The 24733-nt window shown below is 68.6% G+C and carries 19 protein-coding genes; 8 read left to right on the forward strand and 11 right to left on the reverse strand.

The window, feature by feature from the left end:
• Genes MO1_RS03445 through MO1_RS03465 form a run of 5 tightly spaced genes read left to right on the forward strand, consistent with a single transcriptional unit; the run spans position 1 to position 5738 of the window.
• Entirely contained in the window at positions 1 to 1245 is a 1245-nt protein-coding gene (locus tag MO1_RS03445) for an ABC transporter substrate-binding protein (RefSeq protein ID WP_036309048.1), read from the forward strand.
• A 17-nt stretch (positions 1246 to 1262) separates the two neighbouring features.
• Positions 1263 to 2249: a carbohydrate ABC transporter permease gene (locus MO1_RS03450; RefSeq protein ID WP_052009377.1), complete on the forward strand. Its 987-nt coding sequence runs from the start codon at positions 1263 to 1265 to the stop codon at positions 2247 to 2249.
• Complete coding sequence (locus MO1_RS03455; protein ID WP_036309045.1) at positions 2246 to 3094, forward strand: carbohydrate ABC transporter permease; 849 nt, start codon at positions 2246 to 2248, stop codon at positions 3092 to 3094. Before MO1_RS03450 ends, MO1_RS03455 begins: the two co-directional genes overlap by 4 nt.
• A 30-nt stretch (positions 3095 to 3124) precedes the next feature.
• Positions 3125 to 4408: an ROK family transcriptional regulator gene (locus MO1_RS03460; RefSeq protein ID WP_036309042.1), complete on the forward strand. Its 1284-nt coding sequence runs from the start codon at positions 3125 to 3127 to the stop codon at positions 4406 to 4408.
• A 19-nt stretch (positions 4409 to 4427) separates the two neighbouring features.
• Positions 4428 to 5738, forward strand: a complete 1311-nt coding sequence (locus tag MO1_RS03465; RefSeq protein ID WP_036309041.1) for a glycoside hydrolase family 27 protein — start codon at positions 4428 to 4430, stop codon at positions 5736 to 5738.
• A 12-nt stretch (positions 5739 to 5750) separates the two neighbouring features.
• Here the strand turns inward: MO1_RS03465 and MO1_RS03470 are convergent, their stop codons facing one another.
• Genes MO1_RS03470 through MO1_RS03485 form a run of 4 tightly spaced genes read right to left on the reverse strand, consistent with a single transcriptional unit; the run spans position 5751 to position 12658 of the window.
• Complete coding sequence (locus tag MO1_RS03470) at positions 5751 to 8021, reverse strand: beta-L-arabinofuranosidase domain-containing protein (RefSeq protein WP_036309039.1); 2271 nt, start codon at positions 8019 to 8021, stop codon at positions 5751 to 5753.
• The gene (locus MO1_RS03475) at positions 8018 to 9487 is read right to left on the reverse strand and encodes an alpha-N-arabinofuranosidase (protein WP_036309034.1); all 1470 of its coding nucleotides are present in this window, start codon (positions 9485 to 9487) and stop codon (positions 8018 to 8020) included. Before MO1_RS03475 ends, MO1_RS03470 begins: the two co-directional genes overlap by 4 nt.
• A gap of 31 nt (positions 9488 to 9518) precedes the next feature.
• On the reverse strand, positions 9519 to 11561 hold the full coding sequence (locus MO1_RS03480; RefSeq protein ID WP_060915224.1) for a glycoside hydrolase family 31 protein: 2043 nt from the start codon (positions 11559 to 11561) through the stop codon (positions 9519 to 9521).
• Entirely contained in the window at positions 11558 to 12658 is a 1101-nt protein-coding gene (locus MO1_RS03485) for a LacI family DNA-binding transcriptional regulator (protein WP_060915225.1), read from the reverse strand. Before MO1_RS03485 ends, MO1_RS03480 begins: the two co-directional genes overlap by 4 nt.
• A gap of 94 nt (positions 12659 to 12752) precedes the next feature.
• Here MO1_RS03485 and MO1_RS03490 point away from each other — a divergent pair, with 94 nt between their 5' ends.
• Positions 12753 to 14453, forward strand: a complete 1701-nt coding sequence (locus MO1_RS03490; RefSeq protein WP_036309028.1) for a glycoside hydrolase family 35 protein — start codon at positions 12753 to 12755, stop codon at positions 14451 to 14453.
• An 18-nt stretch (positions 14454 to 14471) separates the two neighbouring features.
• Here the strand turns inward: MO1_RS03490 and MO1_RS03495 are convergent, their stop codons facing one another.
• The gene (locus MO1_RS03495; RefSeq protein ID WP_489245308.1) at positions 14472 to 14855 is read right to left on the reverse strand and encodes a DUF427 domain-containing protein; all 384 of its coding nucleotides are present in this window, start codon (positions 14853 to 14855) and stop codon (positions 14472 to 14474) included.
• Positions 14856 to 14881: 26 nt separating this feature from the next.
• Here MO1_RS03495 and MO1_RS03500 point away from each other — a divergent pair, with 26 nt between their 5' ends.
• On the forward strand, positions 14882 to 16189 hold the full coding sequence (locus MO1_RS03500) for an MFS transporter (protein WP_036309026.1): 1308 nt from the start codon (positions 14882 to 14884) through the stop codon (positions 16187 to 16189).
• A 58-nt stretch (positions 16190 to 16247) separates the two neighbouring features.
• On the opposite strand, the gene MO1_RS03505 is transcribed toward MO1_RS03500, so the two are convergent.
• From MO1_RS03505 to polA, 6 genes are all read right to left on the reverse strand, one after another.
• The gene (locus MO1_RS03505; RefSeq protein ID WP_036309022.1) at positions 16248 to 16505 is read right to left on the reverse strand and encodes a DUF6458 family protein; all 258 of its coding nucleotides are present in this window, start codon (positions 16503 to 16505) and stop codon (positions 16248 to 16250) included.
• A gap of 80 nt (positions 16506 to 16585) precedes the next feature.
• Complete coding sequence (locus MO1_RS03510) at positions 16586 to 17353, reverse strand: SGNH/GDSL hydrolase family protein (RefSeq protein WP_036309021.1); 768 nt, start codon at positions 17351 to 17353, stop codon at positions 16586 to 16588.
• 28 nt (positions 17354 to 17381) lie between these two features.
• On the reverse strand, positions 17382 to 18731 hold the full coding sequence (locus MO1_RS03515) for an MFS transporter (protein WP_060915227.1): 1350 nt from the start codon (positions 18729 to 18731) through the stop codon (positions 17382 to 17384).
• 34 nt (positions 18732 to 18765) lie between these two features.
• The gene (locus MO1_RS03520) at positions 18766 to 19797 is read right to left on the reverse strand and encodes an LLM class flavin-dependent oxidoreductase (RefSeq protein ID WP_036309019.1); all 1032 of its coding nucleotides are present in this window, start codon (positions 19795 to 19797) and stop codon (positions 18766 to 18768) included.
• Between the two features lie 83 nt (positions 19798 to 19880).
• The gene (locus tag MO1_RS03525; protein WP_060915228.1) at positions 19881 to 21557 is read right to left on the reverse strand and encodes a DUF885 domain-containing protein; all 1677 of its coding nucleotides are present in this window, start codon (positions 21555 to 21557) and stop codon (positions 19881 to 19883) included.
• Positions 21558 to 21588: 31 nt separating this feature from the next.
• A complete protein-coding gene (polA, locus tag MO1_RS03530) occupies positions 21589 to 24216 on the reverse strand; it encodes a DNA polymerase I (protein WP_060915229.1) in 2628 nt (875 codons plus the stop codon).
• Between the two features lie 82 nt (positions 24217 to 24298).
• Between polA and MO1_RS03535 the strand changes: the two genes are divergently transcribed.
• Positions 24299 to 24730: a PaaI family thioesterase gene (locus MO1_RS03535; RefSeq protein WP_036309014.1), complete on the forward strand. Its 432-nt coding sequence runs from the start codon at positions 24299 to 24301 to the stop codon at positions 24728 to 24730.
• Positions 24731 to 24733 lie beyond the last annotated feature (3 nt).

Consider the following 24733-nt stretch of genomic DNA (forward strand, 5'->3'; position numbering starts at 1 on the left):
ATGACATCCCACAAGCGACGCAAGCTCGCAGTAACAGCAGCACTCCTCAGCGCATCAGCGCTGTTGATCTCCGGATGCTCGAGCGGCGCGGGTGGGGGCGCAGACGGCCCGATCACGCAGTTCTACCACCAGTACGGCGAAGACGGCGTTCAGGACGCAGTCAACCGCTGGGCCGACGACTACAAGGACTCCAAGATCGACCTCCAGTGGGTCGAGGGCGACTACGCCCAGCGCGTCAACGCACTGCTGGCCTCGGGCCGCGGCGTCGACCTGTTCGAGTACAACGCGATCAACGTCGAGGCAGCCCGACAGGGTCAGTACGCAGATCTGACGGACATCGTCGAGCCCGTCAAGGACGACATCCTCCCGATCGCCCTCAAGCCCGTCACGATCGACGGCAAGTACTACGGCATTCCGATGATCACCGATGCACAGCTCTTCGTCTACCGGCCCTCCATGTTCAAGGAGGCCGGCATCGAGGTCCCCAAGACGTGGGACGAGCTCGTCGAGGCGGCCAAGAAGCTCACGAACGCCGACCACAAGGGTCTGTTCCTCGGCAACGACGGTGGTGCGGGCATCCTCGCCGCCAACCTGCCGCCGGCGGCTCCCGGCGGCATCATCAACGACGAGAACACCAAGGTCTCGCTCGACTCTCCGCAGCTCGCCGACGCACTGACCTCGGCGCACGACCTCTACGACTCGGGCTCGCTCCTCATGGGTGCACCGACGGACTGGTGGGACCCGACGTCTTTCATCGCCGGCGATGTCGCGATCAGCTGGCAGGGTCTGTGGGCGATCCCCGCCCTCAAGAAGGCGCTCGGCGACGACGTCGGCGCGTTCGCGGTTCCGGCGCTCGAGGGCGGACAGCCCATCGTGGGGGTCTCGCAGTGGAACGAGATGGTGGCCGGCAAGTCCGGCAAGATCGAGAAGGCGAAGGAGATCGCCAAGAAGCAGTGGATCGACGACACAGACTGGCAGATCGAGTTCAGCACCAAGTACGGATTCCACATCCCGCCGCTGAAGTCCGCGCGCGAGCAGGCCAAGAGCCTCGGTGACGGCATCGCGAAGGACATCGTCGACCTCACCACTGAATACGGCTGGACCGGCGGTCCGTACTACACGCCCGCGATGAGCACGGCGCTCACCGACGCGGTCAACCGCATCGTCGTCGAAGGCGCGGACGCCAAGTCCGAGCTCGCGGCAGCGCAGACAACGATGCAGGGCATGCTGGACGCACTCCAGTGACTCAGCTCAACACTCCGGTGGCCCGGGTCTCAGACCCGGGCCACCGGCCCACTCCCCCGCCGTCCGTGCCGCGACGTCGGCGTCCGATCCGGGGCACCCGGCGTGCCTTCTGGCTCTTCGTCAGCCCGTTCTTCATCGGCCTGCTGATCTTCAGCATCATCGCGCTGTTCTGGGGCTTCTACCTCAGCTTCACCCGCGCCGTCGCGACCATCACACCGACCGACTTCGTCGGGTTCGACAACTACGTCTCGTTGCTGACCGACCCGAGCTTCCTGTCGTCGCTCCTGTCGTTCACCGTGTTCGCGGTGCTCGTCGTGCCGACCACCCTCGTGGTTTCGCTGGCCTTGGCGATGCTCGTCGCGAACCTCCCCGTAGCGCGTGCCTTCTTCCGCTCCGTCTTCTTCCTCCCGACGGCGTTCTCGTACGTCATCGCGTCCCTCATCTGGAAGCTCGGCATCTTCAGCGGGTCGACCTCGTCCGTCGCCAACTCCGTGCTCTCGTCCCTCGGACTGCCCACGGTGGACGCCTGGCTGACGCAGTCGCCGTACTACTGGGTCGTCATCGTGAGCGTCCGCCTGTGGCTTCAGGTCGGGTTCTACATGCTGCTCTTCATCGCGGGCCTCCAGCGGATCCCCGAAACCCTCTACGAAGCGGCCGCGATCGACGGCCTGTCGCGCGGGCCCCGCCGATTCTTCGCGATCACCTGGCCCCAGCTCCGCCCCACGACGGCGGCCGTGATGCTCCTGCTTCTGGTAGCGGCCTTCCAGGCGTTCGACGAGTTCTACAACCTCGTCCGAACGATCCCTTCGGTACGCCCTCCGCTCCTCTACATCTACAACCTCTCGTTCCAGCAGCTGGACTACGGCAAGGGCTCCGCGGGTGCGTTCGTCGTCACGGCGATCGTCGTGCTCGTCGCCCTCCTGCAGTCGCGCTTCTTCGGATTCGGTGCTGCTGACGAGACGAAGGCTCCGCGTCGCGGCGCCCGGAAGGGACGTGCCTCATGAGTGTCGTCGGAAACCCCGTGCGCAAACGCGTCGAGTTGACGCTGCGTTACGCCGTCCTCGTCGTCCTCGCGCTCCTCTTCCTCCTGCCGCTGTACGTCATGATCAAGACGGCGGTCTCGCAGCCGGAGGACGTCACCTCGAAGACCTTCGTGTGGTGGCCGTCCAACCCCAACTGGGGCAAGTTCGCGGAGATCTTCGCCGACGAGCGCTTCGGACAGTCCCTCGTCACCTCGGCGATCATGGCCGTCTCGATGACCGTGGGCCAGATCATCATCGGCGCCCTCGCCGGATACGGGCTCGCCCGCATCCCGAACCGTGCGTCGAAGCCCCTGCTCGGGCTCACCGTGACGATGCTGCTCATCCCGAGCGCGACGACGTTCCTCCCGAACTACCTCATCGTTTCGTGGCTGGGATGGACGGAGAGCCTGCAGGGCATCGTCATCCCGACGCTGTTCACCGCGTTCAACGTGTTCCTCTTCCGGCAGTTCTTCATCTCGTTCCCCAAGGAGCTGGAAGAAGCAGGCAAGCTCGACGGACTCGGGTACATCGGCACCTTCGTGCGGGTCGTCCTCCCCAACTCGCTCGCCTTCGCGGCCGCCCTGACGGTGCTCGGCTTCCTCGGGGCGTGGAACGCCTTCCTCTGGCCCCTGGTCGTGGCGGGCACGGGGTTCGGCGCTCTGACGGTCCAGGTCTACCTGTCGTCGTTCATCACGGCGCAGACCTTCGACTACACCGGCCTGTTCGCCGCCGGGTTCCTCGCCTCCATCCCGGTCCTGCTCGTCTTCATCCTGCTGCAGCGCTGGCTGCTGCGCGGTGTCGCGGAGACAGGTCTCGGGGGTTCCTGAGCGTCGCTCGGGTCGATACCGACGACTCCCATGATCCGCACCCGATCGTCGAGTGAGATCCGCGACGCCTCGCGCCGCGAGGTCGTCCGCGCCCTCGTGGTGGGCGGCACCGCCACGCGCACCGAGTTGGCGCGGACGACCGGACTGAGTGCGGCGACGGTGTCGAACCTCGTGACCGAATTGCGGGAAGCCGGCCTGATCGCGGATGCCGGAATCGACAACGCCGGCTCCGGCCGGCCGACGACGATGCTGCGGATCGACGGACGGGGCGGTTCCTTCCTCGGGATCGACGTCGCCGAGACCTACATCCGCGCCGTCGTCTTCGACGCCGCCATCACCGAGATCGGGGCTGCCGACGTCGATGTCGACGAGGAATGGCAGTCGATAGACCGCATCGCTGAGGCGCTCCTCAGCGCCGTTGCACAAGCGATCGACAGGGGAGGCCGTCCTGCGGGCGAGCTCCTCGGCGCGGGACTGGGCCTGCCCGGACTGGTCTCGAACGATCTGCGGGGTGGCGCCTCGACGCCGGGATGGGCGGCGCACATCCGCGAGCTCGAAGAGCGGGTGCGTCCGCACCTTCCCGCTCCGCTGGTAACGGCCAACCCGCTGCAGGCGGTGGGCCACTCCGAGATCTGGTTCGGTGCGGCACGCGGACGTTCCACAGCGGTCGTCGTCAACCTCGGCACGGGCGTCGGTGCGGGCATCATCGTCGAGGGACGCGTGCTCCGGGGCGCGACGCGGAGCGCCGGCGAGTGGGGACACACCGTCCTCGAGCTCGACGGACGAATCTGCCGGTGCGGCCGTCAGGGCTGTGTAGAGGCGTACGTCGGGGTTCCCGGCATCCGTCACACCCTCGGCGAAGTCGATCCCGGGCACCCTCTGCTGCAGCTGCACCAGCGAGAGTTCGTGCAAGGACTCCGCGACGCCGTCGCCGACCCTGCGGTCGCGGAGACGCTGGCCCTGACCGCGCGGTATCTCGGCATCGCCCTGTCGGACATCGTGGCCGTACTGAACCCCGAAGTCCTCACGCTGACGGGCTGGACCGCGTGGGCGCTCGGGGACGACCTTCTGCCGGCGGTGCGAGCCGCCCTCGCGGAGCGCGCCCCAGAACTGACGGCCGCGCGCCTGGACCTCGGCGTCTCACCGGTCCGGATCAACAGCGTCGCGACGGGAATGGCGGTCCTCTCCTTCGAGTACTACCTCGACTCCCGTGCACTGGCGCGACGGACCAGGCCCCGAACAGACCCCATTCCCGCCCTGCCGGTCATCGCACCGGCGGCATCCCCCACCGCCCCTCAAGCCGTCGCGGGCTGAGGCAGACGACAGGAGCTCCATGGTTCTCGCACGCCCGCACACCCCGCCGATGGGTTGGAACAGCTGGGACTGCTTCGGCACCACAGTGACCGAGGCGGAGGTACTCGCCAACGCCCGCTTCATGGCGGAGCATCTGCGCGATGCCGGCTGGGACACGATCGTCGTCGATGCGGACTGGGCCGATCCCGACGCCCGCGCGCACGGCTACAACGACGACGCGCGCCTGCACCTCGACGAGCACGGCCGCCTCCTCCCCGACCCGGTGCGGTTCCCGTCGGCGGCGGACGGAGCGGGCTTCGGCCCCCTGGCCGATCAGATCCATGCACTCGGTCTGAAGTTCGGGGTGCATGTCATGCGCGGCATCCCCCGCCGCGCCCTCGCTGAGGGGATGCTGCTGCACGGCACGTCCACGCCGCTCGCCGACCTGGCCGATCCCGCGAACGACTGCGAGTGGAACCCGCACTTCGTCGGGATCGATCACACGCATCCGGATGCCGGGGCGTACTACCGGTCGACGGTCGAGCTCTACGACTCGTGGGGCGTCGACCTCATCAAGGCCGACGACATGCTCTGGCCGTATCAGGAGCGCGACATCACGGCCTACAGCGACGCGGTCGCCGCGGCGGAACGCGAGATCGTCCTGAGCCTCTCCCCCGGGCGTGACCTCTCGGCCGCGCACCTCGATCACCTCGCGGACCACTCCAGCATGTGGCGCATCTGCGACGACGTGTGGGACCGGTGGGAGGACGTCGCTGACAACCTCAGTCGTATGGCGCGGTGGGCGCCGCACGCGCGCGCGGGAGCGTGGCCGGACGCCGACATGCTGCCCCTCGGCCGCGTCGGGATCCGCGGCGAACGGGGCGAGCCGCGGCATGACCTGCTCACGCCCGACGAGCGACGGAGCCTTCTCACGCTGTGGACGATCGCGCGGTCACCGCTCATGTTCGGTGGCGACCTGCCCTCGACGAATCCTGACACGATCGCGCTCCTGCAGAACCCGGCACTCGCCGACCTGCTGACGCGCGCCGAAGGGAGCGGGGAGATCCGCCACGAGCACGGCCTGGCACTCTGGCGTGCCACCGGCGGCGGCACCACCTGGCTTGCGGCGGTGAACACGACCGAGGCGCCGCTCACCACGACACTCGACACCCGCGACCTCGGCATCGGAGCCGCGCCGGCTCAGGTCGTCGATGTCTGGACCGGTCGACCGGTGACGGTGCGCCCGGGCCGCGCGGGGTCTGCGACCGTCCGCGGTGTCGCGCCCGACTCGAGCGTCGTCGAGGTGACCCTCGCGTCGCACGCGTCTGCCTTCTGGCGGTGCGACGGCTGACCGCGATATCCCTCAGCCGAGGGACGAACTCATCAATCGGGTCTCGGTGAGACGCGGGGTCCTCCCGGGACCCCCACTGACGGTGATGATCCACTCCGACCGACCGTCGGCGAACGCGGACAGGTCGATGTCGATCGCTCGGTCTCCGGTGTCGCCGGGCTCGACGTCAAGATCTGCGATCGCCGCACCGTCGACATGGATCGTCAGATGTCGGGCTTCGGCGTCGGCGAGCCAACGCACTCGGAGAACGGATGCCGACGCGCCCCAGTCCTGCAGGACGAAACGGGCAGGGGCGTGGAATCGGCGCCAGTGGACGAGGTCGTAGCCGGACTCGGAATCCTCCAGGGTCAGCGCGTGGTCGGACTCCGGCTGCTGCTGACCGAACGTCAGGAGGTCGATGGTGCGCGCGTCGATGACGTCGGCGCGCTCGTCCTCCGCGGCCAACTCCGCGCGGCGACGTGCCACATCCCCGTCGTGCACCACGGGGAACGAGAGGATGTAGCGGTCATCATGCAGCGACGCGAACGGTTCGAGGACGACGTCGCGCCTCGTCGACGTGCGGGGAAGAACGACCCTGTGACCCGCGCGACGCTCGGCGGCGACGAGGTCGCCGGATGTCAGAACCGGCGCATCCGCGAGCGGGAGCAGGTCGCCGCGGGCGATGTGTCCCATGCGGGCGTCTGTGGCGAGCGGGTCGACCGGTGATCCGTCGAGACGCTCAGCGAGCACACGTGGACCGTCGACGATCCAGGCCCACCCCGATCCGTCGGGAGCGTCTTCCATGCGAAGGGCGGGCGGCAAAGCGAGGTGCACGGTCGTCGCATCCACCCACTCCCGGTCCATCTCGAACCACCCATCTGCGGAGGGCTCGTACAGATCGCCCTCGACCCGAGCGCGGGCGGAATCGGCGACCACCCCGTCAGGCACTCGAACCCGAAGCGTGAAACGCCGCGACGTCGGCACCGTGACCTGCACGACGGCATCGTCGGCGAACGGCCGCTCCGTCGCCGTCTCGAGGAGCAGATCGTCGAATCGGGCCCGCGCCCCGATCAGGAGGTTGACGTCGACGCGACCCGGGGCCATCGCGAACGCCGCGGCGCCGAACCGGGCGGGCGCTTCGAGCCCCGTACCCATGCAGCACCAGAAGCCCGTCTCCCGGCGGGAGTAGACACGGTGGTGGCCCGGTCGGTGCGACGTGAAGTAGACGATCCCCCCGTGATCCGGATGCTGCACAGACAGGAGGTGCGCACTCATCGCTCGATCGATGTAAGACAGGTAGTCGAGGTCGCCGTCGAGGCGGTACAGCTCGCGCGCGAGCTCCACCATGTTGACGGTGTTGCACGTCTCGGGACCCTCCCTGGCGGTGAACATGCTCGACCAGTCGTCGCGCGGCGGGAAGTGCTCGCGCACGCTGTTGCCGCCGATCGCGCTCGTCCGGTGTCGGGTGACGCTCTTCCAGAACGTCCGCGCGGCAGCAGCCATCTCGGGCGAGCCACCGAGCCGGGCGAGAACGGCGTAACCGACGACGAGAGGGATCTGCGCGTTGGCATGCAGACCATCGAGCTCGTCGCGACCCGCCGCCAAGGGCTCCCACAGCTGACGAGCCGTCAGGCGGAACGCGAGAGATGCGGCAGCGTCGTCGCCCGCGTACTCCGCCCACCGGCCGAAGGATGCGGCGAGCCCGCCCGACTCGGTGCGGAGCACCCGGTCGACCTGGTCGTCGGAGATTGCACGAAAGGTGCTCACCCACCAGTCCACGAAGTCCGCCGCTACCGCATGCCCCGTCTGCGAGCCAGCGTAGACCGCCGCGTCGATGGCGCCGGTGAGGACCTTGTGGAGGTTGTAGAGCGGTACCCAGCGCCCGTTGAGGTCGAACGTCTGCGCCTCGATGCGACCGGCATCGATCTCCCGCCAGAGCGCGACGCCCTCCGGTACCCCGCCGATGTAGCCGGTGCCGAGGGCGAGCTGACACTCCCGGAGCCCGGCGAGCAGCAATTCCAGACGCTCGCGCGCGTCGGAGGATCCCGTCGCAGTGTGCGCCGAGAGTGCGCTCATCACGTGCCCGAGGGTGTGCCCGTCGAGACCGTCCGCCTCCCACCCGCCGTACCCGGGTCCTGTCTCGAGTCCGGCCTCACGTCGGAACGGAGCAAGCAGTCGATCGGCGTCCAGCTCGAGTGCACTCCGCAGGGCGCGCCGCTGGGCTGCGGCGAACGGCCCCTCGGTCAGCGCGACGTCGGCGAGGCCGATCGCCTCGGGTCCCCGAGCCGACGAGACCTCCGTCACCCGCCCGCTCGCACGCGCACGGTGACGATGCTTCGCGGCGGCAGCGCGAGCCGAAGGCCCGACCCCTCCACGACGGTGCCGGTGAAGTCGACCGGGGTCACGGCATCCGGCTCGTCGAAGGTGTTGTGAGCGGATGCCGCGGCATGCAGCATCCGGGCACTCACCACCTCGGCGACCCGCTCGGGAAGGCGGAGCACGAGCTCAGCATCGGTCTCGAGGTCCCAGTTGACCGCGCTCACCGTGTAGACGTCGTCCTTCACGCTGATCGTGTGATCGAGGTGCGCTGCGCCGCGACTACCGGGCCGACCGGCGTCGTCGACGGTCTCGACGAAGTCCGCGTCCTGGTGGTCGACATACATGCCGAAGGCGTGGAACGTCGGAGTCTTGAGCAACCGCGGCCCGTCGGTGAGGAGCATCGCCTGCAGCACGTTGACCATCTGGGCGATGTTCGTCATCCGCACGCGTGCGGCGTGCCGGTGGAAGATGTGGAAGTTCACGGCGGCGACGATCGCGTCGCGCATCGTGTTCTGCTGGAACAGGAACCCGGGGTTCGTGCCCTGCTCGACGTCGTACCAGGTGCCCCACTCGTCGACGAACAGTCCCACCCGGCGGGCGGGGTCGTGCCGGTCCATGATCTCGCCGTGCCGGCGGAGCAGCGTGTCCATCTGCCGAGTCCGGTGGATCGTGTCGTACCAGGCGGCATCGTCGAACGACAGAGCGGCGCCCTTCACGTCCCACTCCCCCGTCGGGAGTGTGTAGTAGTGCAGGCTGAGCGCGTCCATGTGGCCGGCAGCGCGCGCCATGAGGACATCCGTCCACTCGTAGTCGTCGGCGTTCGCTCCGCAGGCGACCTTCGCGACGTGGCTGTCGCCGTAGTCCCGGACGAACGTCTGGTACTGGCGGTACAGGTTGGCGTAGTGGAGCGGGAGCATGTTGCCGCCGCATCCCCAGCTCTCGTTGCCGACACCGAAGAACTGCAGCTTCCACGGCTGCTCACGGCCGTGCGCGCGGCGGAGTTCCGCCATGGGAGTGTGCTTGTCGAGGGTCATGTACTCGACCCAGTCCTGCATCTCGGCGACCGAGCCGCTGCCGACGTTGCCGTTGACGTACGCCTCCGCATCGAGCTGGTGGAGGAGCTCGAAGTACTCGTGCGTGCCGAAGGTGTTGGGGTCGACAACGCCGCCCCAGTGCGTGTTGACCATCGCGCGGCGATCCTCGGCAGGGCCGACGCCGCCGAGCCAGTGATACTCGTCGGCGAAGCAGCCGCCCGGCCAGCGCACCACCGGCACCTTGATCTCGCGCAGCGCCGCGATCGCGTCGGTGCGGAGCCCGTTCTTGTGGGGGATCTCGTTCTGCTCGCCGACCCACAGGCCTTCGTAGATGCCGCGGCCGAGATGCTCGGCGAACTGTCCGTAGATACGGCGGTCGATGCGATGGGCGCGGCTGGTCGCTGTGATGATGCTCATGCGGTGCTCTCCGTCGAGGTGGGGGTGAGGGTCAGGGCTGCGAAACGTGGGGCAGGTTCGCGAGTCGCGCCAGTGCAGGGCCGACCCGTTCGCCGCGGTGGAACACCGGGATGGAGGCCAGCGGCGCATCGACGGTCACCGTCTGTCCGCCGCTGTGGGTCGCGCCGGTCCGGGCGTCGGTCCACTCCGCTCCCGCAGGCAGGTAGACGTCCCATCGGGTGGCGCCGGGATCGGTGACCGGGGCGACGAGGATGTCGGGACCGAACAGATACTGGCCGGGGGTCGTCCACGCAAGGTCGTCCTCGGGGAACTCGAAGAACAACCCGCGCATGACGGGTGCGCCGTTGCGGTGCGCATCGGTCATCGCCTCGCGGGTGTAATCGCGGAGGTCCTCGCGGAGCCGGATGTACTCGACGAGCAGCGCTTCCAACTCCTCCCCGAAACTCCACACCTCGTTGTCGGCTCCGGTCCCGACCCGTGCGACGCCGTGGGCATCGACGATCGGCGTGCCGGGCACCCGGTCGCCGTGGAGGCGCATGACCGGGCTGAACGCGCCGAACTGGAACCATCGCACCAAGAGCTCGTGGAAGGCGGGCTCCCGGACGTCACCTCCCGTGAACCCGCCGATGTCCGTCGTGAACCACGGGATGCCGGCGGCCCCCATGTGCACCCCTGCGGCGATCTGCGCTCGCAGATCCTCGAAGGTGGAGTGGACGTCGCCCGACCAGACGAGCGCGCCGTAGCGCTGTGATCCGGCCCACGCGGCCCGGACGAGCGACACGGGCTGGTCGTTGCCGTCGGCGCGCAGCCCGTCCGCGATCGCACGGGTGAACTCCCGCGGATAGAGGTTCGCCACCTGGGCGCTGGGGCCTGCCGCGAGTCGGTAGTTCTCGAAGTGGTACGCGCCGTACTCGGGCTCGGCCTCGTCGAGCCAGAATGCCGTGATGCCGTACGCACCATAATTCTCGGCGAGCTTCTGCCACAGGAACTGACGTGCGCGCGGTTCGGTGACGTCGAGAAAGCGGGTGTACTGGCCGTCGAAGTAGTACTGCACGTCGATCCCCCGCCGGGTTCGCACGAGCATGTTGCCGTCGCGGAGCTCCTCCCAATTGTCGGATTCCGGGACGACCTGCGGCCAGACGGACACCATGAGCTCGATACCGAGCTCGCGAAGCTCCGCGGTCATCGCCGCAGGGTCGGGCCAGAACTCCGCCTCGAATCGCCAATCCCCCATCCATCGCCAGTGGAAGAAGTCGGCCACGATGACGTCGATCGGGATGCCGCGGCGCCGATACTCGCGCGCAACGGTCAGCAGCTCCTCCTGCGTCGAGTACCGGAGCTTGCACTGCCAGAAGCCGAGACCGTACTCGGGCATCATCGGCGCGTGACCGGTCGCCTCGGCGTAGGCGGCCGCGATCTGTGCGGGGCGCGGATCAGCGCAGACCCACCAGTCGAACTGGGTGGCGCTCTCGGCCTCCCATTCGGTCCGATTCGCGCCGAACACGGCGCGTCCGATGGCAGGGAGATTCCAAAGGAATCCGTACCCGGCGCTGGAGACGACGAAAGGGACGGAGGTCTGCGAGTTCCGGTGCGCGAGCTCCAGGACCGTGCCCTTCAGGTCGACGAGATCCTGCTGGTAGAGGCCCATGCCCACGAGGTGCTCGCCCGCGGGAGTCGCCAGGCTCAGCCGCAACCGGTGACCGCCACCCTCCGTCGGACGGAACTCCCGCGCGTTGAGCTTGAGGGCGCCACCGTCGGTGATCTCCTCGAACAGGAGGCGGCCGTCGGCATCCTGAACCTGCAGGCGGAGCCGCGTCGTGTGGAACCCGACCGACCAGTCGTTGTAGTCCGACTCCTCGGCCACTACCCGGACCCCGCCGGCCGCGACAGTCGCGACGGCTCCCTCGACGGACACGTCGGCACGAGTGTCGGGCACATCCACGAGAGCTCCGGGAGCCTCGTCGATCGCCCCGAGCGCAGCGCGCACGCGAACCCCGCGTCCCCAGGCTTCGATCGAGACGGTCTGTCCGTCGCCGCGCCAGAGGACACCGGTGTCCGAGGGATGGAAGGTCATGAAGTCGCCTTTCGGGGAGCGGTGGACGTGCTGCCGCGCACGACCAGACGGGTGGGGACCAACAGACGGTGGACGGCGTCGACGTCGTCGATCCGAGCCAGGAGGACGTCGACCGCGGCGCGGCCGACTTCCTCGAACTCCTGGTGGACGGAGGTCAAGGGTGGCCAGAACTGGGCGGCCTCGGGCATGTCATCGAAGCCGACGACGCTGACAAGGGCGGGGACGGGGATGTCGGCTTCGTGGAGGGCGCGAAGCACCCCGAGAGCCATCTGGTCGTTCGCGGCGAACACGGCGGTCATGTCGGGGAGGTCGCGCAAGCGGCATCCGGCGGCGTATCCGGACTCGGCGCTCCAGTCCCCGCGTTCGAGTGGAGGTGTTTCGCAGCCGGCCTCGACGAGAGCAGCCCGCCAGCCCTGTTCACGCCGCACGGCCGAGTACGAGCTCTCGGGGCCCGCGACGTGGTGGACGGTGCGGTGGCCGAGTGCGAGGAGGTGGCCGACGGCCTGACCCGCCCCCATCGTCTGGTCGGTGTCGACGAAGGACCGGTCCTCGAGTGCGGAGGCGTCGACGACCACGGCGGGGAGATCGTCGGGAAGCGGGAGGTCCTCCCCTGCGGAGAGGTGGTCGCCGATCGCGATGACGAGTCCGTCGACGGCCTGGTCGCGGGCCCGCTCGATCGCCTCGGCGACAGCGCTCCGATCGAAGCGGGCGGTCGGCACGAGGGCGACGGCGTACCCCGAGGCGGCCCCCGCGCGGGAGATCGCCTCCCAGGTGCGCACGCTGCCGTAGGAGGTGAGGTCGCTCATGATGACCCCGATGCTCCGGTACCGGGCTGAGCGCAGTGCCCGAGCGGCGCGATTCGGCCGGTATCCGAGCTCGCGCATGCTGGCCTGCACGCGTTCTCGCGTCAGTTCGTCGACGCGTGCCGTGCCGGTCACGACCCGCGACACGGTCTGCGCGGACACCCCGGCGAGACGTGCCACATCGGCCTGCGTGGGGACGCCGTGCGAGGTTCCGCCACGGCGCTCGGCAGGCTCGACGAGGAGGGCATCGACACCCTCGTCGGGAGCCGGTCGCGTGCTACGCTGAGGCGACATGATTGCGTAAACATAGCAGTTCGCGCATCGACTGGGCACCCCCTCCTCGCACCACCCGGCACCTCCGGATGAGCGGGCTCCGAGCGGAGATCACATGAGCACTTTCGCCATCGGCGACCGCGACTTCCTGCTGGACGGCCGGCCGCACCGCATCATCTCGGGCGCCCTGCACTACTTCCGCGTGCACCCCGGCGACTGGGCGGACCGCATTCGCAAGGCCCGCCTCATGGGCCTCAACACGATCGAGACGTACGTCGCGTGGAACGCCCACGAACCCGTGCGCGGCGAGTGGAGCGAATCCGACGGCCTCGACCTCGGCCACTTCCTCGACCTCGTCGCCGCAGAGGGCCTGCATGCCATCGTCCGGCCCGGCCCGTACATCTGCGCGGAATGGCACAACGGCGGACTTCCGACGTGGCTCACGGCGACCCCCGGCATCCGATTGCGTCAGACGGATGCCGCCTACCAAGCCGCCCTCGAGACGTATCTCCGCCGCGTCTACCGGATCGTCGCTCCGCGGCAGATCGACCGCGGCGGCAACGTCGTGCTCGTGCAGATCGAGAACGAGTACGGCGCGTACGGCTCCGACAAGGACTACCTCGCTGAGCTCGTCCGGGTCACCCGGGATTCCGACATCACGGTGCCGCTGACAACCGTCGATCAGCCCGAGCCGGACATGCTCGCTGCCGGCTCGCTTGAGGGCGTGCACCTCACGGGGTCCTTCGGATCGCGGGCGGACGAACGCCTCGCCGTGCTCCGGGCACACCAGCCGACGGGCCCGCTCATGTGCTCGGAGTTCTGGGACGGCTGGTTCGACTGGTGGGGCGGCCAACACCACACGACGCATGCCGCCACCGCCGCAGCCGAACTCGACGGCCTCCTCGCCGCAGGCGCCTCGGTGAACATCTACATGTTCCATGGCGGGACGAACTTCGGCGCGACCAACGGCGCGAACGACAAGGGCCGGTACCTGCCCATCGTGACGTCCTACGACTACGACGCTCCCCTCGATGAGGCCGGCGACCCTACGGAGAAGTTCCACGCCTTCCGCGACGTCATCGCCAAGTACGCCGACGTCCCCGCCGACGTACCGGCGGAGTCAGCGCCACGACCCGAATTCTCCACCACCCTTTCGCCGGCGACTGCCCCGAGCGGACCCGAACAGTCGTCGATCGCGGCGCTGTCGACCTTCGAGGATGCCGCACACACCGGCACCCTCCTGCGCTACGAGGCGATGCTCCCCGACGGTTTCACGGGTGGCGTGCTCGCCGTCGGCGAGGTGCGGGACCAGGCATGGGTGTCGGTCGATGGCATCCGGGTCGGGTCACTCTCGCGCACGCGGCACGAGCACGCGCTCCGCCTACCCGGCGGGCGAGCACTCTCGATCCTCGTCGAGGAGCAGGGACGCGTGAACTATGACGACCGTTTGGGGGAGAAGAAGGGCCTCATCGGCCCGGTGACGGTCGACGGGCACGATCTGGAATGGCGGACGACGCCCGTTCTTCTCGAGCACGCCGCTGCAGCACCCGAACTGCTGGTGGCTGCGGGCGAGTTCGATCTGGAAGCGCCGACCGACCTCTTCCTCGACACCACCGGCTGGGGAAAGGGGTACGTTTTCGTCGGCGACTTCCTCTTGGGCCGCTACTGGTCGAACGGCCCCCAGCAGACGCTGTACGTTCCCGCACCGGTCACGCGCGCCGGCGTGAACGCGCTGACGGTGATCGAACTGGAGCAGCCCCTACCCGTCACGGCGCGGTTCACCGCCGCCGCGTCGCTCGGGCCGCTGCACGAGTGACGCGGCGGCCTTCCGGGGTTACGAGCCGACGGTGACTCCGGGAGAGAAGGCGACGTAGCCCGAGAAGTCCTTGCCGACGCGGTCGAAAGCGGACGGGTAGGGGTTGGGGTACGACCAGGCGCCGTCCGTCAGCCGCTCTGATCCGGCCTCGATGTGGAAGTACTGGCACTCGCCCTTCCACGGGCACGTGTAGGGCGTCGGACTCTCGACGAGCGCGCCCGACTTGATGGACGACGGCGGGAAGTACGCGTTTCCCTCGATCCGGATGATCTCGTCGTCGCTTGCTTCTGCGATGACGGTTTCGCCGATGGTCGCTTTCATGTCGTCCTCCGATGGTCCGAACGGTGTGGGCTCAGAGTACGCCCGCCGGAGAGTAGCGTGGGCGGGTGAGCGGAGCGGCATCCCCCCGTCGACACGGGACGACACCTATGACCGGGCCCGGATTCCGAGCCTGGATCATCTGGGGCACCGGCGTCGCGGCCTACATGCTGGCGGTCACCAACCGGACGTCGCTCGCGGCGGTCGGAGTCGACGCGGCGGACCGGTTCCAGGCTGATGCCGCGACACTGTCCCTGTTCGCGGTCGTCCAGCTCGCGGTCTACGGCGGGATGCAGATCCCGGTCGGTGTGCTCCTCGATCGGTACGGGTCGCGCCCGATCATGACGATCGGGATGATCCTGATGGCCGTCGGGCAGCTGACGATGGCGGTATCCCCCAGCGTGGGCGTCGCGCTCGTCGCGCGCATGCTCCTCGGCGCCGGGGATGCCGCCGTCTTCCCCGCCGTCCTCCGTCTCGTCGCGACGTGGTTCCCCGCGCAGCGCGGACCGCTCATGGTGCAGCTGACGGGCATCCTCGGCCAGGCCGGACAGCTGGTCGCTGTCATCCCGATTGCTGCCATCCTCCATGCGACCGATTGGACCGTGACCTTCGGCGGCATCGCAGGACTCTGCGTCCTCTTCGCCGTGCTCGTCTTCGCGCTCGTGCGGAACCGACCGCCCGACCGTGCGCAGGACGTCAGCGTCGACACGGATACGGGCGCGATCCGGGTCGTGACCTCCACGATCGACACCGGTGTCGGTATCCGTGCCGCGCTCGCGCACCCCGGCACGCGGCTGGCGTTCTGGTCGCACTTCACGACGCCCTTCGCCGGCACGGCGTTCATCCTGCTGTGGGGGTTCCCCTACCTGACGGCGGGTGAGGGTCTCACCATCGGCCAGGCCGGCGTGCTCACGTCCCTCTACGTCTTCGCGGGGATGGCCTTCGGCCCGGTGCTGGGAGAGCTCTCCCGTCGCGCGCCGCATCGGCGTTCTCGCGCCCTCGTGCTGCCGGCGGTGGGCTTCCAGCTCGCCGCCTGGACGACCGTCATTCTGTGGCCCGGTCCGGCACCGATCTGGCTGCTCGTGATCCTGCTGATCGCCTTGGCGATGGGAGGTCCGGCCTCGATGATCGCGTTCGACCATGCGCGCACGCACAATCCGTCGCATCGCTTGAGCACGGCCACCGGGGTCACCAACGCAGGAGGTTTCCTCGCCGCGCTCCTCGCGATCTTCGCGATCGGCTTGGTTCTCGATCTGCAGGGTGCGGGGACTCCCGACACCTACCGGCTCGAAGCATTCCGCGTCGCGTTCCTGGTGCAGATCCCGCTTTGGGTCATCGGCGCGGTCTTCATCAGCATCGAGCGGCGGCGCACCCGCATCCACATCGGCATGGACCCGCCTCGCCGGCCTCGGCGTTGACCGCGAACGTCGATGGCCCGCCCCCGGAGGGACGGGCCATCGACGTTCTGCCGCGATGTCAGACGGTGCCGTCTCCCGACGTACGCGTCTCGGAGCGCGTGATCCGCTCCCCCGCGACAGGGTCGACCGTGCGGACGGTTGACTCGCTGGAGCGCCGACGCATCATCAGCACGAGGCCGAGAATGAAGACGACGACGCCGGCACCCATCAGGATGTAGCCGATCAGGTCCAGGTTGACGTAGTCCACGTCGACGTTGACCGCGAAAGCCAGGATGGCTCCGATGACGAACAGCACGATTCCGGTTCCGATGCTCATGCGCACACTCCCTCTGTTGGCTGTGTGCTCCGATCATCGCGGAGGCTGGCAGAAACCTGAAAGCCCTTGACAGTCGCCCGTCAGGCGTTGTGCGGGGCGACGGCGGACCATTCGCCGTACTTCGCCTCGCGGCCGTCGCCCGATGACGTACCGGTCAGGCGTCGCCGCAACCAGGGGCCGAGGTGCTCGCGGAAGTAGCGGCCTCGGCCGAGCGCCACGGTGGTGTCGGGCACCTCGAGCCGCCACCATTCGGCGGGCGGAGTCTCTCCCAGAGCCTCGAGCACCCGCGCTGCAACGCGGTGGTGACCACGGGAATTCATGTGCAGCCGGTCCTCAGACCAGAACGACGGATGAGACAGCTCGGTGTCGGGCCAGTTGAGAGCGACGACGAGATCATCGCGACCTCGGATGCGTTGGGTCACCTCGCGGGAGAGCTCGTCACCGCGTCGCTGGATGAGACCCGGCAGGGGCAGTTGCGCCGACGGGTTCGCGCCGGACAGCACGATCATCGTGACGCCCTCCTCGTCGCACCGGCGGAGGACGTGCGAGAACACGTCCGCCACCCGCGCGATGGGCGTGCGAGGGCGGAGCATGTCGTTGCCGCCGCCGTTGAAGGAGAGGTGCGTCGGCCGCAGCGCGAGCGCACGCTCGAGCTGCTCCTCGACGATCGGCTGGATCAGTTTGCCGCGGATCGCGAGGTTCGCGTACGAGATCGCATCGCCGCGGGAGTCCGCCCACCCCTGCGCAACGAGGTCAGCCCAGCCACGGACGGTGCCGTCGGGCAGTTCGTCGCCCACACCCTCTGTGAACGAATCCCCGATCGCGACGTAGCGCACTTCCTCTGGCATTCGTCCAGCCTACGAGCCGCCAAGCCGATCAGTCGGCAAGGCTCCGCCCACGGGATTCGGCGAGGCCCCAGGTGGCTGCCGCGGCGACCAGGAAGAAGACGCTCAACACGATGAAGACGAGCGGGATGCCGCCGACGGCCTGAAGTGCCGGGACAGCCGGCGGCGCGAGGATGGAGGCGATGCGTCCGACCCCGGCTGCCCAGCCCGCACCGGTCGCCCGGAGCGTCGTGGAGTAGGTCTCGGGGGTGACGGCGTACAACGCCCCCCACGCCCCGAGGTTGAAGAAGGACAGCGCCATCCCGGTTGCGAGGATCAGGGGAATCGTCGTCGCCTGCCCGAAGAGGATCGCGGCGACTGCGGACCCGACGAGGAAGACCGAGAGGGTCAGACGCCTCCCCCACTTCTCGATCAGCCACGCTGCCACGGCGTACCCGGGGAGCTGGGCGAGCGTGATGAGAAGGGTGAACTCGAAGCTCCGGACCAGTCCGAATCCCTGCGACACGAGAAGAGTCGGGATCCAGATGAAGGCGCCGTAATAGGCGAAGTTGACGCAGAACCAGACGACCCAGAGCGCGGCGGTCCGAACGCGCATATCCGGAGCCCACAGCCCGCGCAGCCGCATCCCGATCGTGGTGGCGGGAGCCGACGTGGCTGCCGGGGCCGGCGCCGCTGTCACGACGCTGGTTCCGAGCAGGGGCCGCGATGATTCGAGATCCGTGACGATGCGGTCGGCCTCCACTGTCCGTCCACGCGATGCCAACCACCTCGGTGATTCCGGCAGCCCCCACCGGACCACGAGGGCGTAGACGGCCGGGATGGCGCCGATCGCCAGCGCCCAGCGCCACCCCTCCGAGACCGACGGGATCACGAGGTAACCGATGAGGGCCGATGCCGTCCAGCCGATCGCCCAGAAAGCTTCGAGCACGACGATGATGCGTCCCCGCATCCGCGCCGGCGCGAACTCGCTGACGTAGGTGCTGGCGACGGGGAGCTCCGCTCCCAGACCGAGACCGACCACGAAGCGCAGCGCGATGAGAGCGACGAGCCCGCCTGACAGCGCGCTCGCTCCCGTCGCGACGCCGTAGACGAGCAAGGTGAGAGCGAACACCGACCGACGGCCGATGCGGTCGGCGAGCAGCCCGCCGACCGTCGCGCCGATCGCCATGCCCGCGAACCCCGCCGAGGCGATCCACGACGTCGACGAGGGAGTGAGGTCCCACTCGCTGACGAGCGCGGCGATCACGAACGAGATGAGCCCGACGTCCATCGCGTCGAGCGCCCATCCCGCTCCCGAGCCGGTCAGTACCCGCAGGTGGGTGCGGGTGAACGGCAGGCGATCGAGTCGGCCGGTGACGGAGCCGGTCGTGGTCGTGGTCATCCCTGCATCGTACGAGGACGCAGACCCTGCCAGGTCACTCGCCGAGCATCTCGCGGACGAGCGGGATCACCTTGGTTCCGTAGAGCTCGACCGAGCGCATGAGCTTGTCGTGGCCCAGGGTGCCGTTGGCGTACTTCAGGTCGAAGCGACCCGCGCCGAGCGTGGTGATCGTGTCTGCGATCTTCCGTGCCACGGTCTCCGGCGAACCCGCGTAGATCGACCCCTCGGGGCCGACCTCCTGCTGGAAGCGCATCCGGCTGTAGGGGGGCCAGCCGCGATCGCGACCGATCGAGTTGTTCTGCGCCTCGAAGCCGGGGTACGCCTCTTCCCACGCCTGCTCGTCGGTGTCGGCGATGTGACCGGGCGAGTGGATGCCGATGGGCTGCGCCTCGGTGCCGAGCTCACCGATCGCGCGATGGTAGAGGTCGACGTACGGGCGGAAGCGGGCAGCCGGACCGCCGATGATCGCCAGCATCAGCCCGTAGCCGTAGCGAGCGGTGCGGACGACGGACTCCGGCGACCCTCCGACGCCGACCCAGGCACGAATGCCGTGCTCGGTCTTCGGGTAGACGTCCGCGTCGGTGAGCGCGGCGCGCGTCGAGCCCTGCCACGTGATCGGCTTCTCCGTCCGAAGGAGGGAGAACAGCTCGAGGCGCTCCTCGAAGAGGGCCTCGTAGTCCGACAGGTTGAAGCCGAAGAGGGGGAACGACTCGATGAACGAACCTCGTCCGAGGATCACCTCGGCACGACCGTTGGAGATCGCCGAGAGGGTCGCGAATCGCTCGTACACGCGGACGGGGTCGTCGCTCGAGAGGACGGTCACCGCGGTGCCGACACGGATCCGCTCCGTCTGCGCGGCGATGGCGGCCAGCACGATCTCGGGGCTCGAGACGGAGTACTCGGCGCGGTGGTGCTCCCCCACGCCGATGAAGTCGACGCCGACCTGGTCGGCGAGGGTGGCCTGCGCCACGAGGTTGCGGATCGCCTGCGCGCCCGACACCCGCTCACCGTTGTCGTCGACGGTGATGTCACCGAAGGTGTCCAGGCCCAATTCCACAGCGGTCATGTCCGCCCCTTTCATTCACGTGCATAAACGTAGGGGGATGCCGACTATTCCCGGCATCCCCTATGGCGTCGACCGGACCGGCGTCAGCCGTCGCGGAGCGCCGCCCGAAGCGTGTCGAGACCGACACCGCCGAGACGGAGGGCCCTCATGTGGAACTGCTTGATGTCGAAGTCCGCGCCGGCACGCTGGGCGGACTCATCGCGGATCTGCTCCCAGATCCGCTGGCCGACCTTGTACGACGGAGCCTGCCCCGGCCACCCGAGGTAGCGGTTCACCTCGAACTGGATGAACTCGTCGGACATGTTGACGTTCCGCCGCATGAATTCGAGCGCGTAGTCGGCATCCCAGATCCCGGTGCCGTCGAGGCGCGGCTTGCCCAGGTGCACGCCGATGTCGAGGACGACGCGGGCCGCCCGCATCCGCTGCCCGTCGAGCATGCCCAGGCGGTCGGCCGGGTCGTCGAGGTAGCCCAGCTCGGCCATGAGGCGTTCCGCGTACAGCGCCCACCCCTCGGCGTGCCCGCTCGACCCGGCAAGCAGCCGACGCCAGGAGTTCAGCTCGGAGCGGTTGTAGACCGCCTGCGCGATCTGCAGGTGATGTCCGGGCACGCCCTCGTGGTAAACGGTCGTCAGCTCCCGCCAGGTGTCGAACGTGTCGACGCCCTCGGGGACCGACCACCACATCCGTCCCGGGCGTGAGAAGTCGTCCGTCGGCCCCGTGTAGTAGATGCCGCCCTCGTTCGTCGGCGCGATCATGCACTCGAGGCGACGGATCGGGTCGGGGATGTCGAAGTGCGTGCGGCCGAGCTCTTCGACGGCTCGGTCGCTCGTCTCCTGCATCCACTTCTGCAGCGCTTCGGTGCCGCGGAGCTTGCGCGCTTCGTCCTCCTCGAGGAAGGCGACGGCCTCTTCGACGGTCGCGCCGGCCTTGATCTCATCGGCGATCGACTCCTGCTCCGCGACCATCCGCGCGAGTTCCTCGACGCCCCACTCGTACGTCTCGTCGAGATCGATCGTCGCGCCGAGGAAACGCCGCGAGTGCAGGGCGTAGAGCTCCCGGCCCACGGCATCCACATCGGATGCCGTGGGTGCGAGTTCGTCGCGGAGGAACGCTGCGAGCTGGTCGTACGCGACACGCGCGGCGCCGGCGTTGTCGGCGAGATCGCGAGCCAGCGACGCGGGGAGGTGTCCCTCAGCCGGGGCCGCATCGCCCACGAACGTCGCGAAGAAGCCGGTGTCGCTCGTGTAGCGAGCGATCTGGGTGACGACCTCCCGCACCTGGCGACGCGCGGGGACGACGCCTTCCGACACGCCCTGCCGCAGTGACTCGACGTAGCCGGCGAGGGCGCCAGGGATCGCGGCGAGGCGGGTAGCAACGACGGACCAGTCCTCGACGGTGTCCGTCGGCATGAGGTCGAAGGCCGCTCGGATGTCCTGCGACGGCGACGCGATCACATTGATGTCACGGAGGTGCGACTTCGCCGCGTGCAGGTCGAGGTGGAGCCCGAGCTCGGCGGACAGGTCCATCTTCGTGACCTCGTCGACCGCGTCGACGGTGTCCGCGGCCTGGAGCGCGCGCAGCGTGTGCGAGGCCGCGTCGGCGAGACGGTCGTGCCCGGCCGGTGAGAAGTCGTCGAGACGGCCGTTGTGCTCGGTGCGCCCGATGTAGGTCGCGAGACTCGGGGAGAGTTCTGCCAGCGTGTCCACCCAGCGGTCCGCGATCGTGTCGATCGGAGTGGGTGTGCGGTGTGCGTCGGTCATTCCTCGAGCGTAGAGCGTCGCACGCTCCGCGTCAGTGAGCCGCCTCGTCCCAGTGGCTGCCGCGCCCGATCTGCACGTCGAGCGGAACGGACAGGTCGGCCGCGTCACCCATTCGCGTACGGACGATCTGCTCGACGGTGTCCCACTCCCCCGTCGCGACCTCGACCACGAGTTCGTCGTGGATCTGCAGGAGCACACGGGACGAGAGCCCCTGATCGCGGAGATCGCTGTGGATCTCGACGAGCGCGATCTTCATGATGTCGGCGGCGCTTCCCTGGATGGGCGCGTTCAGAGCGGCACGCTCCGCGTTCTCGCGGAGCACTCGGTTGGGGCTCGTCAAGTCGGGGAACGGTCGACGGCGACCGAAGATCGTCTCGGTGTAGCCGTCTATACGCGCCTGCTCGACCGACGAGCGCAGGTAGTCGCGCACCGAACCGAAGCGGGCGAAGTACTCGAGCATGAGCTGCTTCGCTTCGGACTGCTCGATGCGGAGCTGCTTCGACAGGCCGAACGCGCTCAGGCCGTACACCAGTCCGTAGGACATCGCCTTGACCTTGGTGCGCATGGGCGAGGTCACCTCGGACGGCTCGACGCCGAACACGCGAGCGCCCACGAATCGGTGCAGGTCCTCGCCGGAGTTGAAGGCCTCGATCAGTCCGGGATCCCCGGACAGGTGCGCCATGATCCGCATCTCGATCTGCGAGTAGTCCGCCGTCAGGAGCGTCTCGTACTCTGCTCCGACCTCGAAGGCGGCGCGGATGCGCCGCGATTCCTCGTTGCGGATCGGGATGTTCTGGAGATTCGGATCGGTGCTCGACAGGCGTCCCGTCTGGCTGCCGGTCTGCACGTAGGTCGTGTGGATCCGCCCGTCATCGGCGATGCCGACCGAGAGCGACTCGATGATCTGCCGCAGCTTGGTCGCCTCACGGTGCTGCAGGAGCAGACCGAGGAACGGGTGAGGGTGGGAATCTTGCAGGTCGGCGAGGACCGCGGCATCCGTGGAATACCCCGTTTTGGTCTTGCGGGTCTTCGGCAGTTCGAGCTGTTCGAACAGGACTTCCTGCAGCTGCTTGGGCGAGCCGAGGTTCACTTCGCGGCCGATGATCCCGTACGCCTCCTGCGCAATGGCGTCGGCCCGTGCCGCGAGCTCGCCCGAGAAGCCCGAGAGTTTGTTGCGGGACACCGAGACACCCGCGAGTTCCATGTCGGCGAGGGCGCCGAGGGTGGGGAGTTCTATGTCGTCGAGAACGCTCGAGACGGATGCCGGCAGCTCGTCGCGTTCGGCTTCGGCGACCCGCAGGCTGAACCAGGCCAGCTGCCCGGGCGTCGCGCCCTCGGTCTCGGGGACGAGCTGCGACGGGTCGGCTTCGGGCAGCTTCTCATCGAGGTACCGGTCGACCAGGTCGGCGAGGTTCTTGTCGGGAAGGCTCGGTCGAAGGAGCCACCCGGCGAGCAGGACGTCGAACGCGAGTCCACCCAGGCGCACGCCGGCGCGACGGAGCGCCTTCACCTGCGGCTTGGCGTCGGTCATGATCTTGGCCGCATCGCTCTCGAGCCACGGGGCGAGAGCGACACGCGCGGCGTCGTTCCACGCCGTCTCGTGCACCTCGTCCGAGGTCGCGACACCGACGCGGGTCGGAAGTCCGCCCGCGATCGTGACCGTGAGGGCGAGTTCGCCCGTCTGCTCGGCGAGCCACGCGGCGAGGGAGTCGGCATCCGTCTGCTGCGGCTCGGGTGCGGCCACCTCCGGAGCAGGCGGCTCGTCGGTGGCGTCGAACGCCTCGAACACGCGCGGCAGGAGCGTCCGGAACTCGAGCCGCGCGAAGATGTCGCGGACCGCCTGCGTGTCGAGCGGACGGATGAGGAGGTCCTCGGGCGCGTACTCGAGCTGGACGTCGCGCAGAAGGCGGTTGAGCTGGCGGTTGCGCCGGACGTCGTCGAGGTGCTCGCGGAGGTTGCCGCCGACCACGCCCTTGATCTCGTCCGCGCGCTCCAGGAGCGCGTCGAGCGAGCCGAACTGGGTGATCCACTTGACCGCGGTCTTCTCCCCCACTTTCGGGACACCGGGCAGGTTGTCGCTGGTCTCACCGACCAGGGCGGCGATGTCGGGGTAGTTCTCCGGCGGCAGTCCGTACTTCTCGACCACGGCATCGGGCGTGTAGCGCTTGAGCTGGGACACACCCTGCACGCTCGGGTACAAGAGGGTGACGTCCTCCGTGACGAGCTGGATCGTGTCGCGGTCGCCCGAACAGACGAGAACGTGGAAACCGCTCTCGATCCCCTGCGTCGCCAGCGTCGCGAGGATGTCGTCGGCTTCGAAGTCCTCCTTCGTGAGGACGGGCACGCCCATCGCGGCGAGGCAATCCTGCAGGAGCGGGATCTGACCCTTGAACTCGGCCGGCGACTCCGAGCGGTTCGCCTTGTACTCCTCGTAGACCCGGGTGCGGAACGACTGCCGTGACGTGTCGAACGCGACCGCGAGGTGCGTCGGCTTCTCGGCCTTCACGAGGTTCACGAACATCGACAGGAAGCCGTAGATGCCGTTGGTGTGCTGGCCGTCCTTGGTCGAGAAATTGTCGACCGGGAGGGCGTAGAACGCCCGGTAGGCCAGCGAGTGGCCGTCGACGACGAGCAGAGTAGGCTTTCCGGAGTCGCTCACCCAACCAGCCTAGTTCGGGCCCGCGACATCGACTTCCCCGCGGATGCCGGGCCGGCACCGCCCGACCGCAAGGTGAACAGCCATGTCCGAGTCCCTTTCCGCTCCGTCCGACGCGCTCGCGTGGGTGACCAGCCGCGGCATGGGATCCCTGGCTGAGAAGATGGGCATCGAGTTCGTCGAGTTCAGCCGGGAACGAGCAGTTGCACGGATGCCCGTCGCCGGCAACACACAGCCGGTGGGCCTCCTGCACGGCGGCGCGTATGTCGTTCTCGGCGAGTCTCTCGGCTCGATGCACGCGAATCTCCACGCCGGGCCCGACCGCCTCGCCGTGGGCATCGACATCAACGCGACCCACACCCGCTCGGCGACCGAAGGCTGGGTCACAGGCGTCTGCACTCCCCTGCACCTGGGTCGGAGCCTCACGGTCCACGAGATCGTCGTGACGGACGATCAGGGTCGGCGCTGTTCGACGGTCCGCATCACCAACATGGTGCGGGACCTTCCGGCATCCTGACCC

Origin of the sequence: Microbacterium oleivorans NBRC 103075, assembly GCF_001552475.1 — a bacterium.
GTDB classification, from domain to species: Bacteria; Actinomycetota; Actinomycetes; order Actinomycetales; family Microbacteriaceae; genus Microbacterium; species Microbacterium oleivorans.

Coding starts and splice junctions, on each gene's coding strand:
- MO1_RS03445 (WP_036309048.1), top strand. CDS start 1: ATGACATCCCACAAGCGACGCAAGCTCGCAGTAACAGCAGCACTCCTC.
- MO1_RS03455 (WP_036309045.1), top strand. CDS start 2,246: ATGAGTGTCGTCGGAAACCCCGTGCGCAAACGCGTCGAGTTGACGCTG.
- MO1_RS03460 (WP_036309042.1), top strand. CDS start 3,125: ATGATCCGCACCCGATCGTCGAGTGAGATCCGCGACGCCTCGCGCCGC.
- MO1_RS03465 (WP_036309041.1), top strand. CDS start 4,428: ATGGTTCTCGCACGCCCGCACACCCCGCCGATGGGTTGGAACAGCTGG.
- MO1_RS03475 (WP_036309034.1), bottom strand. CDS start 9,487: ATGAGCATCATCACAGCGACCAGCCGCGCCCATCGCATCGACCGCCGT.
- MO1_RS03480 (WP_060915224.1), bottom strand. CDS start 11,561: ATGACCTTCCATCCCTCGGACACCGGTGTCCTCTGGCGCGGCGACGGA.
- MO1_RS03485 (WP_060915225.1), bottom strand. CDS start 12,658: ATGTCGCCTCAGCGTAGCACGCGACCGGCTCCCGACGAGGGTGTCGAT.
- MO1_RS03490 (WP_036309028.1), top strand. CDS start 12,753: ATGAGCACTTTCGCCATCGGCGACCGCGACTTCCTGCTGGACGGCCGG.
- MO1_RS03495 (WP_489245308.1), bottom strand. CDS start 14,855: ATGCCGCTCCGCTCACCCGCCCACGCTACTCTCCGGCGGGCGTACTCT.
- MO1_RS03500 (WP_036309026.1), top strand. CDS start 14,882: ATGACCGGGCCCGGATTCCGAGCCTGGATCATCTGGGGCACCGGCGTC.
- MO1_RS03505 (WP_036309022.1), bottom strand. CDS start 16,505: ATGAGCATCGGAACCGGAATCGTGCTGTTCGTCATCGGAGCCATCCTG.
- MO1_RS03510 (WP_036309021.1), bottom strand. CDS start 17,353: ATGCCAGAGGAAGTGCGCTACGTCGCGATCGGGGATTCGTTCACAGAG.
- MO1_RS03515 (WP_060915227.1), bottom strand. CDS start 18,731: ATGACCACGACCACGACCGGCTCCGTCACCGGCCGACTCGATCGCCTG.
- MO1_RS03520 (WP_036309019.1), bottom strand. CDS start 19,797: ATGACCGCTGTGGAATTGGGCCTGGACACCTTCGGTGACATCACCGTC.
- MO1_RS03525 (WP_060915228.1), bottom strand. CDS start 21,557: ATGACCGACGCACACCGCACACCCACTCCGATCGACACGATCGCGGAC.
- MO1_RS03535 (WP_036309014.1), top strand. CDS start 24,299: ATGTCCGAGTCCCTTTCCGCTCCGTCCGACGCGCTCGCGTGGGTGACC.